Raw genomic sequence first — 12,685 nt, 5'->3', positions numbered from 1 at the left:
GTCAGTGCCTCGCCTTGGCCAGCACCCAGTCGGGTATGGGTTTGAGTCCTTTCACCAGGCCGACCGCCGCCATCGCACGCAGGCCGTACCAGGTCAGGTCGACTTCCCACCAGCGGAAACCCTGGCGCACCGTGCCGGGGAAGAAGTGATGGTTGTTGTGCCAGCCCTCGCCGAAGGTGAGCAGGGCCAGCCACAGGTTGTTGCGGCTGTCATCGCGCGTATCGAAGCGGCGGCTGCCGAAGCGATGGGCCAGCGAATTGATGGTGACCGTGGCGTGGAACAGCACCACGGTGGAGATGAAGAAGCCCCAGACCAGCAGCTGCGGGCCGCTGGTGTGCAGGCCCGGCGCGGTGTGCTGCAGCAGTTCGCCCAGCCCGAACAGGGCCGCGGCCAACAGCACCGGCACGGCGATGTCGAAGCGATCCAGCCAGCGCAGCTCGGGGTAGCGGGCCAGGTCCGGCACGCGGCTGAGATCGGTGCTGAAGGCTTCGCGGGTCAGGAACCAGCCCATGTGGCTGCGCCAGAAGCCGACTTCGTTCGGTGAATGCGGATCCTGCGGCTGGTCGGCATGGCGGTGGTGATGGCGGTGGTGCGCGGCCCACCACAGCGGCCCGCGCTGCACGCTGGCGGCGCCGATCACCGCGAACGCGAACTGCACCAGGCGCGAGGTCTGGAAGGTGCGGTGGGAAAAATAGCGGTGGTAGAAACCGGTGATGGCGAACATGCGCACGGCGTACAGTGCGGCCGCCACCGCAACGGCGGTCCAGGACACGCCTACCCAGATCACCCCCAGGCAGGCCACGTGCAGCAGCACGAAGGGCACCGCGCGCAGCCAGTCGATGCGCCCGGCCTGCGCTGCCGGCACATCGTTCGCAGTGCTGCCGGTGTCGAACCAGCGGCGCAGGGTACGCAGCAGGCGGGCGCGTCGGCGGGGCAGGGGCGCAGCTGCAGACATGTTCGGTTTCCGGAAGGCGCGTGTGTAGGTGCCTACGTTGCAACAGCGCGATTGGATGCAGTGCATTCGCATCCGTGCCGTAATTCACCTGGACGTAACACCACACCCGTTGACCAGCGGAATCTCCTGCTCGCGTTGCCACTGGCTGCGGCTGGCGGGCACAGGGGGATTCCTGAAGGCCACGCGCACCTGCGGGTAGCGTCCTTTGCCGTCACGCAGATTGCTGGTGCCGTTGAACTCAAGCAGGCGACGGTCGGTGTTGGCATAGACCAGGCTCAGGCCGGGTGCCACTGCGCCGTACCAGGCATCCAGGCGCACGGCAAAGGACTGCGCCGGCTGGCCCTGCCATTGCAGCGCGCCGCGGTACTGCACCTTCAGCGGGTAGAAGCGCTGCCGCCCCGGCACCAGGAAGGACAGGGTGACCGGCTGCCCACGCAGCAGGCTGTCCCAGTGCTGGCGCACGGCGGCATCGAAGCCGGCATCGATCACCGCGTCTGCCGGCAGCGCGACCCGTGCCTGTACTGGCGCCGCGTCGCCGGCTTCCCGCCACTGCACCTGCACGGCCGTTGCGGAAACATCCAGCGTGGCGGCCTGGCCGCTGCGCCGGTCCTGCAGGCTGTAGCCGCGCGCGGCGGGGCGGCCGGTGGCGGGCAGTTGCTTGCGGGCGAAGGGCTGGCCCGTTCTGCAGCGGTATTCCACCCAGCGCTGCGACCCTTCGTCCGGGCCCTGCTGCCAGTGCACCTCGCGGTAGGCCACGCGCCCGTCCGCGGTGGTGGCCACGCCTTCGCTGCGCAGCAGGGCGGGTTCGGCATGGGCGCAGACAGGCAACAGCAGCAGGTAGGCACAGGTGCGCATGGGCGGCTTTCCGTCGGGTCTGCCAGTCCTACGCGGCGGCGGGGCCAATGGATGCACCGGCCGCTGCATCCAATCGCCGCCTGCCTGCGTAGAGGCACAGGAACCACCTTCACCTGATTGCCGCCCCTGCCCATGTACGTTGAACGCCGCCCGCCCCGCAGCCCTTTCGACGCCGCCCGTCTCGTGTCCAGTGCCCAGCAGCCCAGCAGTGAGCCCACCAACTGGACCGGTGACATGGACGGTGTGGCCCGGCTGCGTGACCGCGCCTGCTTCCTGCGCATCTACGACCATTTCATGCCGCGCCTGTGCGTGTATCTGCGTGGCCTGGGGGCAACGCCGGCAATTGCCGAGGAGCTGGCTCAGGAGGCGTTGCTGCGCCTGTGGCTGCGTGCGGCCGATTTCGATGCCGCGCAGGGCGCGCTGAGCACCTGGCTGTTCCGCATTGCACGCAACCTGCATATCGACCGCGTGCGCCATGAACGTGGCTGGCTGCAGGCGCAGGCCGCGGTGGCCGATGCCGCCAGCTTCGACGTGGTCGAGCGCAGCAGTGCCGAACAGTACGCCGACCAGGTACGGCTGCGCCAGCGCATCAATGAATTGCCGGCGGTGCAGGCACGGCTGGTGCGCATGTCCTACTTCGAGGCGCGCAGCCACGGCGAGATCGCCGCCGCGCTGGGCATGCCGCTGGGCACGGTGAAGTCGCACCTGCGCCGGGCCTTCCTGCAGTTGCAGTCGAAGGTGGGAGGTGGCCAATGAGCCCGCGCCACCACCTGCACGAATCGACCTTGATCAGCTATGCCTCCGGCGGCCTGCCGACGGCGTTGAGCGTGGTCGCAGCCGCGCACCTGGAACAGTGCCCGGCCTGTCGCCAGCGCCTGCGCGATGCCGAGGCGATCGGCGCCGTGCTGCTGGACCAGACCCAGCCGGCCGTTGACGAGGCGCGGCATGCGCAGCTGCGCATGGCCATGCTGGCGCAGATGGACCAGGCCGAGGGCGGACTGGCTGCGCCCTGCGGGGCGGCCCGCGCGGTACCGAGCGAGCGGCCACAGGCGAACCCGGATCATTTGCCCGCCGCCCTGCATCCGTACTTCGGTGCGTCGCTGTCGCAGCTGCGTTGGCGCTGGATCGCGCCGGGGGTGTACTGCATCCGTGCGGCGCAGATGCCGTCGCTGATCATGCTGAAGATCGCCCCGGGCAAGTGCCTGCCCATGCACAGCCATGGCCAGAGTGAGCTGACCCAGATTCTGCGGGGCAGCTACAACGATGCGCTGGGCCTGTTCGCGCCGGGCGATGTGGCGGATCTGGATGAGGACGTCGAGCACCAGCCGGTGACCGCGCCGGGTGTGCCGTGCATCTGCGTGTCCGCGCTGGATGCGCCGTTGGTGTTCAGCGGCTGGCTGGCGCGCAAGATCCAGCGTTTTGTGAAACTCTAGCGCGCCGCAGGAGCTGTGCATGAGCGCTGACAACACGCAATCCATGAAGATTCTTCTGGTCGGCAGCGGCGGTCTGGTCGGGCAGGGAGTCGCGCTGGCCTGCGCGGGCTCTGGCCGGGTGCAGCACGTCACCGCGCTGGTGCGTCGCGAAGGCGCGTCCCCTGCGGGGTTCCAGGAAATGGTGCTGCCCGACTTCCTGCAGGCCGCGCACGCCGATCTGCCGTGGGCGGGATTCGATGCGTGTTTCTATTGCGCAGGTGCGCCGCCACTGGGCACGCCGGAGGCCGAATACCGGCAGGTGACGGTGGACGCCACGCTGGCCGTCGCCCGCGCGTGGGCCGCTGCCAATCCGCAGGGCTGCTTCCTGTATGTATCCGGCGCACACGCCAACCCGGCCAGCCGCATCATGCCGCTGCGGGTGAAGGGTGAGATCGAGCAGGCGCTGGCGCGACTGCCGGTGCGCACGGTGATGTTGCGGCCGGCAGGCGTGCAGCCGGTGGCGGGTACCGGGACCCGGCACACCCTGATGAAGCCGTTCTACTGGGTGGCCGCGCCGTTGATGGGGTTGGCCGGAAGCGTGCTGCCGTCGCTGACCGTCAGCAACCGGGCGATTGGTGAGGCGATGATCGCGCTGGCCGGCATGGCGCAGCCACCCGGTGTGGTGGAATGCGCGCAGATCCACCGTTTCGCGAGGGCGGAACGGTAGGGGCCAACCTTGGTTGGCCCGGATTACCTCGCCTTGGTAGGGGCCAACCTTGGTTGGCCCGAATTACCCCGCGTTGGTAGGGGCCAACCTTGGTTGGCCCGAATTACCCCGCGTTGGTAGGGGCCAACCTTGGTTGGCCCGCAGGGTGTGCCGACCAAGGTCGGCACCTACCAGAGCGCGGGCGTGTGCCGACCAAGGTCGGCACCTACCAGAGCGCGGGCGTGTGCCGACCAAGGTCGGCACCTACCAGGGCGCGGGCGCGTGCCGACCAAGGCCTTGGCGCTCAGGGCGCCAGCGCGTTGCGGACCGACTGCGCCAGGTCGCTGCGGGTGAAGGGTTTGGACAGCAGCGGTGCGCCGCGCCCGGGGCTGCCCACGGTGTCGTGGTCACGCGGGTAGCCCGAGGTGAACAGGACGGCGACCGAGGGCCAGCGCTCGCGCACCTGTCGGCCCAGCTCCCAGCCGGACATGCCCGGCATCACGATGTCCGAGAACAACAGATCGATCTGGGTGTCGGGCCGCTCCAGCAGGCGCAGCGCGGACGGCCCATCGTGTGCTTCCAGCACGCGGTAGCCCAGTTGCCGCAGCGCATCGACGGTGTACGCGCGCACATCGTCGTTGTCCTCGGCCACCAGGACGGATTCCTCGCGCGCCTCGTAGCTGGCCCAACCGGTCTGCGTCGGCGCCGCCTGGCTGGGCAGGGGCAGGGGTGAGCGCGGGAACATCATGGTGATGCTGGTGCCACCGCCGGGCACCGAATCGACCAGGACGTGGCCGCCGGACTGTTTCACGAAGCCGTGCACCATCGACAGCCCCAGACCGGTGCCGCGACCCACCTGCTTGGTGGTGAAGAACGGTTCGAACACCTTGGCCAGCGTGTCTGCCGACATGCCATGGCCGTTGTCGCGCACCCGCAGCATCACGTATTCGCCGGGCGTTGCATCGGGGAACAGGGCGGCGTAGTCATTGTCCAAGTGACTGTTGTCGATCTCGATCACCAGCTGGCCGCCGTGGTCCATGGCATCGCGTGCATTCACGGCGAGATTCAGCACCGAGACTTCCAGCTGGCTGACATCCAGCTCCACACACCAGATGTCGTCCGTGGCCTGGATATCCAGCTGCACCAACTCGCCCAGGGCGCGCTGCAGCATGTCCTGCATGCCGTGCACGGCGTCATTCAGATTCACCGCCTGGCTGTGCAACGGTTGCCGGCGGGCGAAGGCCAGCAGGCGCTGGGTCAGGCTGGCAGCGCGGTTGACGCCCTTCAGGGCGTTGTCCAGCGCCCGCGCGGTCATGCCGGCCGGTTCGCCATTGCGCTGGTTCAACAGCATGGCGTGTTCCACGTTGCCGGCGATCACGGTCAGGATGTTGTTGAAATCGTGGGCGATGCCGCCGGTGAGCTGGCCAACGGCTTCGATCTTCTGCGATTGCCGCAGCGCGTGTTCGGCCTGCACGCGCGCAGTGGTTTCCACCGCTTCACAGACCACCGCCGCCACATGGCCATCGGGGCCCAGCAGCGGCCGCAGCGAGAAATCGAAGCTGCGCTTGCCGGTGGGCAGTTCCAGTTCGAACGCATGCAGCGACGGGGTGCCTGCGGCGGCGTGCTGCACCGCTTCGGTGACGGTGCGCGCGGCCTGCGGGGTCGCCGCAAACCAGGCGGTGCTGGAAAAATGCGCGCCCACGACGTCAGGCTTGCCGGCCAGCACCGCTGCCAGCGAGGCCACGTTGGCATCGATCACCCGGCCGTCCAGATCCAGCAGCACCTGGTGCTGGAAGCTGGATTCAAAGATGGCCTGCAGGCGCCGCTTGCTGGCCTGCAGCTCGGCGGTGCGCGCCTGCACCTGCTGTTCCAGCGACTGATTGTCCTGGCGCAGCGCCAGCTCGGCGCGCTTCAGCCCGGACACATCACTGCCCAGGCAGGTGTAGCCGGTCACCGTGCCGTCGGCAGCAAACTCGGGCACGCAGTCCATCTGAACGAAGCGGGCTTCGCCGCTGCGGTGGGTCAGGGTGATCTGGAAGCTGGCGCGCTCGCCGGCCAGTACCCGTTCCAGGCTGGGCAGGGCCTGCTGGAACGAGGCGCTGTTGCCGATGTCGGCCGGCTGCTTGCCCAGCAGGTCGTCCAGGGCAATGCCATGCCAGTCCAGGAAGGCCTTGTTGGCGAAGCGGTAACGGTGGTCGGCGCCCAGGTGCGCGATCAACGCGGGAATGGCATCGGTGATCTGCTGCAGTTGTGCCTGGCTGTGCTCCAGCGCCGTGCGCGCCTGGGCCAGCTGGTTGCGCTCGCGGGCTTCATCGCGGGCACGCCGGATCGCGTCCGGCAGCCGTTGCAGCCGCTGCTTGACCACATAATCGCGCGCGCCGCGGGTCAGCGCCTGCACGGCCAGCTCTTCGGTCAGCGTGCCCGAGACAAAGATGAAAGGGATCTGCGGCGCGTGCTCGCGCGCCAGAGCCAGTGCGGTATCGCCGTCGAACCCGGGCAGCACATGATCGGCCAGGATCACGTCGAACTGTGCCGAGGTGATGGCCGCCAGGAACGTGTCGTGCGCCCACACCCGGTGGGTGTCGAAGCGCAGGCCGGAGCGCTGCAGCTGGGCCGTGATCAGTTCGGCATCCAGCGCGCTGTCTTCCAGCATCAGGATCCGCAGGCGGCCGCCTGCAGGCGCGGGGTCATTCATGGGTGGGGGTGTTCCCGTTGCCGCCGCGGTGCGGAGGTGGCTGGTTGGTGATGCCCCAGAACATGCCAAGGCCCTGGATGGCGTCGAAGAATTCCTTGAAGTCCACCGGCTTGACGACGAAGGCATTGACGCCCAGCTGGTAACTGCGGACCAGATCCTGCTCTTCGCGCGATGATGTCAGCATGACGACCGGGGTGCTGCTCAGCTCCGGGTCCTCACGCACCTGCTGCAGCACTTCCAGGCCGTTGATCTTGGGCAGTTTCAGATCCAGCAGCACCACCACCGGGCCGCCGTGGTAGGCGCCGGCGAAGTTGCCTTCGCTGCGCAGGTAATCCAGTGCCTCGGCGCCATCGCGCACGTGCACCACCTCGTTGAGCAACTGGCAGCGCGCAAGCGCAGCCAGGGTCAGTTCGGCGTCCTTGGGGCTGTCCTCGACCAGGAGGATCGGCCGCAGATCCCTCATGGGTGTTCTCCGGTAGAAAAGGGAAGAGTGAAATACAGCGTGGCACCTTCACCCAGCGTGCCTTCGGCCCAGGTTCGCCCGCCATGGCGGCCGATGATGCGGCGCACGTTGGCCAGGCCGATGCCGGTGCCTTCGAATTCGTCTTCGTGGTGCAGGCGCTGGAACACGCCGAACAGTTTGTCCACATAGCGCATGTCGAAGCCGCAGCCGTTGTCGCGCACATGGAAGATGTCTTCGCTGGCGCTGCGCTGGTGGCCCACTTCAATCACGGCGTCGGCAACGTCGCGGGTGAACTTCACCGCGTTGGACAGCAGGTTCTGCCAGACCAGGCGCAGCATGGTGGGGTCGGCCTCGACCACAGGTAACGGGCCGATGCGCCAGTCGATGCTGCGGCCGGCATAGTCCAGCGCCAGGGTGCGGCGCACATCCTGCGCCAGTGCGCCCATGTCGATGTGCATGCGGCCCAGGGTCGAACGGCCCATCTGCGAGAAACTCAGCAGATCATCCACCAGGGTGCCGGCAGACTTGGCCGATTCCACGATGGTGTCCAGGAAGCGCCGTTCGTTCTCGCTCAGTCGCTCGGCCGCCGAGCTGCCCAGCAGTTCGGAATACCCCACGATATGCCGGAACGGGGCGCGCAGATCGTGGCTGACCGAGTACGAGAAGGCTTCCAGTTCCTTGTTGCTGCGCACCAGCTGTTCGTTCAGTTCGGCCATCTCTTCGGCCTTGCGCAGCACGATGTCGACGATGGCCGTGCGCATTTCGTGCGCGGCATCGGCGTCGGCGTCGGTCCAGGGCAGGCTGCGCTGCTGCACGGTTTCCTTCCAGGCTTCGAAGGAATGGCGCGGCGACAGCGCGGTTCCCGGATCGCTGGATTTGCGCGGATCGCCGCCCCAGCGCACGGTGCGCACCACTTCGGGGCGGAACCACATCAGGTAGCTGTCGTGCAGCTGCGAAATGGACACCGCCAGCACGCCGCTGGCGACGTCGCTCAGGCGCGCGGCCGACGGCCAGGCACCGGCCAGATGGTCGGTGTGGAACACTTCTTCGCCCGGGTGTTCGGCGGCCACCCAGTGCGCCAGGCGCAGGATGTCCTCGCGGGCGGGGCACTGGCCCACGCGCATGCAATCGCCCTTGTGCACGATCGCCGCGCCGGCCGCTTCGGTCAGTGCCAGCAGGCTGCCGTGGTCCTGGCGCAGCGCCGCCATGAAGTCTTCATCGCCGGCCATGCGGGCCAGCAGCTTGACCAGCAGCGAGCGCCGGATCACCCGCTCTTCCACCACCCGTCCGCGTTCTTTCAGCGCAATCTGCAGCGACAGGATCTGGCCCATGAATTCGCAGGCCGTGCGCACGGGGTAGGGCAGGCGGCGGGCATGGGCGGTGTGGCAGGACACCAACCCCCACAACCGGCCTTCGTGGATCAGCGAGACCGACATCGACGCGCCGGTGCCCATGTTGCGCATGTACTGCAGGTGCACCGGGGAAACACTGCGCAGGACCGCCAGACTGAGGTCGGTGGGCGCGGCATCGGCGGCTGCGGCATCGCGCACCAGCGGCACGGCGGTGTAGCCCGAATCGGCGATCAGGCGCACCCGGTTGCGCCGGTACAGTTCGCGCGCCTGCGCCGGAATGTCCGATTCGGGGAAGCGCAGGTCCAGGTAGGACGGCAGTACGCCGTTGCCATCTTCGGCCACCACGGTGCCATTCCAGGCGCTGTCGAACTGGTAGACCAGGGTGCGGTCGAAGCCGGTCATCGCGCGCATGTGCTGGGCGGCCAACTGGCACAGATCGGCCACGGTGGCAGCCGATTCGATCTCGGACATCAGGCGGCGGATGGCCGGGTAGAGCTCTTCCAGCGAACTGGGCTGGCCCGGCACCGGGCTTTCCAGTTCCACCAGCAGGTCGTGCTGCGAGCGGTGCACCAGCAACTGGTGGCGGCCATGGCCGTCCAGGTGCACGGCGCCCACGTGTACGCTGCTGTCGACCGCCGTGCGGCGCAGCTGTGGCAGGAACGGGGCCAGTACGCCGCCCAGCACCGCGTCCAGCGGCTGCCGGAGCGGGTCGCCAAACTGTTGCAGCAGGGAGTCCTGGCTGATCGCGCGCTCGCGTACCTGCAGCGTGACCGGATCGGCGACCAGCAGCACCCCGTAGGGCTGGATGGCGCCGGGTGTGTGGATCGGCTCGCGGGCACAGACGGACAGCGCCAGATCGTTCACGGCGTCAGTGGCGTTGGACATGAAGGCAGGAACCCGGAAGTAGTGAGGCGGCGCAAGCGTGCGCCTGGAACAAGGACAGCAAGAGGCGTCGCTCTACTATCGCATTGCTGTCAACGGCTGGATCAGGCATTTCTGAACACTTCATCCACGCGCCGTCCGACGAACTCAAAGGCAGCGCTGGCCGCGGTTGCGGCCTGTACGCGCTGCGCATCCGTCAGCGCGAGCGCATCCATCGCGGCCCGCACGCTGCGCCAGTGCGCGGCCACGCCTGCCGCGGCGGGCGCCAGATGGCGTGCGCCGAAGCCTTCGTGCAGGCCCAGGCGCGCCGCATGGTGCAGCAGTACCGCCGCGCCCATGCTGGAACCTTCGGCCACGTACCACCAACCCAGCGCCACCGGCAGCGGTGCCGTGGCCAGCGCCGGTGCGTCGGCGGTCGGCGCCGCAGGGTGTGCGCCCAGATCCTGCAGATCGGCCAGCACCTGCGTGTGCTTGCCCGGTTCTGCTGCAGCGATCGGCAGATCGTGCCGCCGGTACAGCGCTGCCACCGCGCCATGGAACTGCGCCTGCACCTGCAGGAAGCGCAGATAGTCGCGGCGATCATCGAAGATGCCCAGGGCCATCAGGCGTTGGTCCAGGCGCTCGTGGGTGCTGTGCGTGGCCGTCTTCAGCATCGCGCTGAGCGGCTCGTCGGGGACAGAAGAGGAGGCAGCGCGCTGCGCGCAGGGGGCGGGGACGGACATTGGGGCTACGCTAGCAGAAGCGGTGTAAACGCAGTGAAGATATTTCGCCCGGGTTGCACCGGCAGTCAACACCGGCTGCACGCGACCAACGCTACGGTGGGCGCCGACCTCCCCGTTGGCCATCCCGTGAACCTGCAGCCCACTCCCGCGCGTCTCTCCTTCCGGCACACCTTGCCCGACACCTGCCGGTTCGATCTGTTGCAGATCGATGCGTTGAAGGACCCTGGCAGCGGGCGCATCGTCCATCTGTATTCGCTGGTGGCGCGCTGCCATGGCTGCGCGCAGGTGTTCACCGCGCACGAAGGCGCCGGCTTCATCAGCACCACCGTGGCGCGCATCCTGCGGTGTCCGGAAGGCTGCGGTGAGCACGCCTTGAAGCCGCGGGTGCTGCGCGACTGGCAGCCGGCCGCGGCCTGAGCCCTGCCGGCGCCGTCAGGGTGCCGGCGCCAACAACGCCGGTCGGCCGTCGAACCAGTCGCGCGCGCCGGCCAGGTGCCACTGGCGGCGATCGCCATCCAGTTCGATGCCCGCGCCCAGCACGCCCCAGCGCAGGTACAGATCGCCCTTGCGGCGCTGCTGCAGCAGATCCAGCCGTGCACGCAGCGAGAAGCGGTCGTTCTCCGCCTGCAGGTCATCCAGCATCAGGTGCCCGGGCTGCCAGCGCAGCGCGGTCTTTGCCTCCACCCGACCGGAATCGAGCAGTTTCAGTACCCAGCCCGGGTAATCACCGCGTTCGGCAAACACCGCCAGCAGCGGGCCGGCATCGCTCATGGCCACCCGCGCCCATGCGTCCACCTGGAAGGGGGACTGGGCATCGATGCGGCCTTCGTCAATATCCAGGCGGCCCCGCCACCCCTGCGGTCCCGGCCGGCCATCAATCTGTACGTTGCGCAGTTCCACCGCGCTGCCGGTCAGGTCGAACCAGCGCTGGCGGAAGTCGCCGCGCTGCAGGGTGCCGTCCACACGGGTGTCGGCACGCAGGTCCAGGCCGGCAAGCTGCAGGCGCGCGCCCTGGCCGAGCAAACGCGCCGTGCCCTGGCCGATGCGGCCATCGGTATCCAGCCCGACGTCGCCACTCAGGCGCGCCGTGCCTGATACGAGGCGTACCTGCCCGTTGCCCAGGAAGCGGTTGTAGGCCGCCAGATCGGGAATGTCCGCATCGCTGAAGCGCAGCCGGGCACGTACGCCGCGGCGCAGCTCACGCAGCCGGCCATCACCGCTCAGCTGCAGTGACAGGTCGCGCCCCTCGAACAGGGTGGCCGCATCCTTGCCCTGGGTGCGTGCGGAGAAACGCGGCAGCCGCACATCCAGTTCGGCACGGGTGGGCGTACCGGCCTTCAACTCACCATGGGCACTGGCGGTGCCGGCCATGCGCACGCCTGCCACTTCGGCCACGGCTTCGGCCGCGGGCAGGTCCACGGTGCTGCCGGTCACCAGCTCACCGTCCTGCACACGCAGGTCTGCCTTCAGTACGCCGCCGCCGTCCAGCTGGAACCAGGGTTTGCGCACGAACAAGGCCGGGATCCAGTTGAGCGAAGTGAACGTCCATTCGCCCTGTACCTGGCCCGATGTGCGCTCCAGCAGGCTGGCCGGGTCGTCGAAAGGAATATCGTGACCGCGGATATGCAGGTCGGCATCCAGTGCCGCGCCGCGCTCGGGGCGTGGCGGCAGCCGCGCCTGCAACCGCATGTCCTGCGCCACATCCAGCTGCAGGGCCAGCACGCCGCGATCGGGGGCGCCATCGCCCAGCTGCAGCGGCACCCGCCAGATGGCACGGGTGCCCGGCATCAGCGCGCCGCGCTGCAGATCCACGTGTGCCTGCAGCTGGCCGGCCAGCGGTGAGCTGGCAATGGCCACCTGCTGGGCGTCGGTGTTCATGCGCAGGCCCTGGCTGCGCGCGGTGATGTCCAGCGTGCCTTCCACCAGGGTGAACTTGCGGATGCCCGGCGCCTGGTCGCGGTAGTGCCGCGGGTAGCGGAAGGTGGATTTCAACTGCATGCCCGACAGCAGCTGCACGCCGTCGTAGCTGGCGAAGGCATCGTTGAATTCGACCTGCGAATCCAGCAGCTGCGACGGACCGCCACGCAGCTGCTTGACGAAGCCGACGGTACCGCTGCCGTCGCCCTGCAGCAGCAGCTTGCCGAAACGTGCGCTGCGGATGCTGTCGCTGTGGATCGCGTCGAATCGCAGCGTCCAGCCCTGGTCGCCACGCGGCGGCGAGGGCACTACGTCCTGCACGCGCTCGATTTCCGCCGACACCCCCGTCGCCTGCAGGTGCGGTACGCGCACCTCGCGGCGGAACAGCGGCAGCACCGCCAGCCGTGCACTGGCGCGGTTGGCGTGCAGCACATACACGGTGTGGTTCACGTGGCCGCGCATATGCACGTTCCAGGCAATCACATGGCCGGGCAGCAGGGTAATGGCCGGCCCGGTGGACATCACGAACTTGTGCGCCTTGCGGTTGGTCACCGCATCGAACAGTGGCGTATTCAGGAAAATATTGCCGGCCAGCAGATACAGCGCCTGCAGGCCCAGCAGGCACCACGCCAGTAACCGCCAACCACGTGGCCAGGTTGAAAAGTGGAAGATGCGGCGGGGCATGCGGGCCTTCTCGATGGGACGTGGTTCACTATCTCGAACACT

At 68.3% G+C, this 12,685-nt stretch carries 11 protein-coding genes; 4 read left to right on the top strand and 7 right to left on the bottom strand.

All coding sequences use genetic code 11. The features are described 5' to 3' along the window. Nucleotide 1 precedes the first annotated feature (1 nt). The gene (locus C1930_RS10660) at nucleotides 2-955 is read right to left on the bottom strand and encodes an acyl-CoA desaturase (RefSeq protein ID WP_108771701.1); all 954 of its coding nucleotides are present in this window, start codon (nucleotides 953-955) and stop codon (nucleotides 2-4) included. Nucleotides 956-1,039: 84 nt separating this feature from the next. After that, a complete protein-coding gene (locus C1930_RS10655) occupies nucleotides 1,040-1,810 on the bottom strand; it encodes a hypothetical protein (RefSeq protein ID WP_108771700.1) in 771 nt (256 codons plus the stop codon). Nucleotides 1,811-1,942: 132 nt separating this feature from the next. On the opposite strand from C1930_RS10655, the gene C1930_RS10650 reads away from it, so the two are divergent. The 3 genes from C1930_RS10650 to C1930_RS10640 are packed head-to-tail and all read left to right on the top strand — an operon-like array spanning nucleotide 1,943 to nucleotide 3,949. Then, a complete protein-coding gene (locus C1930_RS10650; protein ID WP_108756275.1) occupies nucleotides 1,943-2,566 on the top strand; it encodes a sigma-70 family RNA polymerase sigma factor in 624 nt (207 codons plus the stop codon). Beyond that, nucleotides 2,563-3,243 (top strand): ChrR family anti-sigma-E factor, encoded by a 681-nt coding sequence (locus tag C1930_RS10645; RefSeq protein ID WP_108756276.1) that lies wholly within the window; start codon nucleotides 2,563-2,565, stop codon nucleotides 3,241-3,243. The genes C1930_RS10650 and C1930_RS10645 overlap by 4 nt, the downstream gene beginning before the upstream one ends. A gap of 19 nt (nucleotides 3,244-3,262) precedes the next feature. After that, nucleotides 3,263-3,949 (top strand): oxidoreductase, encoded by a 687-nt coding sequence (locus tag C1930_RS10640; RefSeq protein ID WP_108771699.1) that lies wholly within the window; start codon nucleotides 3,263-3,265, stop codon nucleotides 3,947-3,949. 283 nt (nucleotides 3,950-4,232) lie between these two features. Here the strand turns inward: C1930_RS10640 and C1930_RS10635 are convergent, their stop codons facing one another. The 4 genes from C1930_RS10635 to C1930_RS10620 all read right to left on the bottom strand — a co-directional run bounded on the left by C1930_RS10635 (nucleotide 4,233) and on the right by C1930_RS10620 (nucleotide 10,042). Next, nucleotides 4,233-6,623, bottom strand: coding sequence for a response regulator (locus C1930_RS10635; RefSeq protein ID WP_108756278.1), 2,391 nt, complete (start codon nucleotides 6,621-6,623; stop codon nucleotides 4,233-4,235). Beyond that, nucleotides 6,616-7,086, bottom strand: coding sequence for a response regulator (locus C1930_RS10630; RefSeq protein ID WP_108756279.1), 471 nt, complete (start codon nucleotides 7,084-7,086; stop codon nucleotides 6,616-6,618). Before C1930_RS10630 ends, C1930_RS10635 begins: the two co-directional genes overlap by 8 nt. Further along, a complete protein-coding gene (locus C1930_RS10625) occupies nucleotides 7,083-9,323 on the bottom strand; it encodes an ATP-binding protein (RefSeq protein WP_108771698.1) in 2,241 nt (746 codons plus the stop codon). The genes C1930_RS10630 and C1930_RS10625 overlap by 4 nt, the downstream gene beginning before the upstream one ends. Nucleotides 9,324-9,424: 101 nt before the next feature. Next, complete coding sequence (locus tag C1930_RS10620; RefSeq protein ID WP_234412639.1) at nucleotides 9,425-10,042, bottom strand: biliverdin-producing heme oxygenase; 618 nt, start codon at nucleotides 10,040-10,042, stop codon at nucleotides 9,425-9,427. A 126-nt stretch (nucleotides 10,043-10,168) separates the two neighbouring features. Between C1930_RS10620 and C1930_RS10615 the strand changes: the two genes are divergently transcribed. Beyond that, nucleotides 10,169-10,459: a hypothetical protein gene (locus C1930_RS10615; protein ID WP_108756282.1), complete on the top strand. Its 291-nt coding sequence runs from the start codon at nucleotides 10,169-10,171 to the stop codon at nucleotides 10,457-10,459. 15 nt (nucleotides 10,460-10,474) lie between these two features. Here C1930_RS10615 and C1930_RS10610 read toward each other — a convergent pair whose 3' ends face one another. After that, the gene (locus C1930_RS10610; RefSeq protein ID WP_108771696.1) at nucleotides 10,475-12,643 is read right to left on the bottom strand and encodes a hypothetical protein; all 2,169 of its coding nucleotides are present in this window, start codon (nucleotides 12,641-12,643) and stop codon (nucleotides 10,475-10,477) included. Nucleotides 12,644-12,685: the final 42 nt, after the last annotated feature.

Source organism: Stenotrophomonas sp. SAU14A_NAIMI4_8, from assembly GCF_003086695.1.
GTDB lineage: Bacteria > Pseudomonadota > Gammaproteobacteria > Xanthomonadales > Xanthomonadaceae > Stenotrophomonas.
This window is presented reverse-complemented; position numbering and strand designations above follow the sequence as displayed.

Excerpts from the sequence above, each read along its gene's own strand:
- C1930_RS10660 (WP_108771701.1), bottom strand. The coding sequence starts at position 955 with ATGTCTGCAGCTGCGCCCCTGCCCCGCCGACGCGCCCGCCTGCTGCGT.
- C1930_RS10655 (WP_108771700.1), bottom strand. The coding sequence starts at position 1,810 with ATGCGCACCTGTGCCTACCTGCTGCTGTTGCCTGTCTGCGCCCATGCC.
- C1930_RS10650 (WP_108756275.1), top strand. The coding sequence starts at position 1,943 with ATGTACGTTGAACGCCGCCCGCCCCGCAGCCCTTTCGACGCCGCCCGT.
- C1930_RS10645 (WP_108756276.1), top strand. The coding sequence starts at position 2,563 with ATGAGCCCGCGCCACCACCTGCACGAATCGACCTTGATCAGCTATGCC.
- C1930_RS10640 (WP_108771699.1), top strand. The coding sequence starts at position 3,263 with ATGAGCGCTGACAACACGCAATCCATGAAGATTCTTCTGGTCGGCAGC.
- C1930_RS10635 (WP_108756278.1), bottom strand. The coding sequence starts at position 6,623 with ATGAATGACCCCGCGCCTGCAGGCGGCCGCCTGCGGATCCTGATGCTG.
- C1930_RS10630 (WP_108756279.1), bottom strand. The coding sequence starts at position 7,086 with ATGAGGGATCTGCGGCCGATCCTCCTGGTCGAGGACAGCCCCAAGGAC.
- C1930_RS10625 (WP_108771698.1), bottom strand. The coding sequence starts at position 9,323 with ATGTCCAACGCCACTGACGCCGTGAACGATCTGGCGCTGTCCGTCTGT.
- C1930_RS10620 (WP_234412639.1), bottom strand. The coding sequence starts at position 10,042 with ATGTCCGTCCCCGCCCCCTGCGCGCAGCGCGCTGCCTCCTCTTCTGTC.
- C1930_RS10610 (WP_108771696.1), bottom strand. The coding sequence starts at position 12,643 with ATGCCCCGCCGCATCTTCCACTTTTCAACCTGGCCACGTGGTTGGCGG.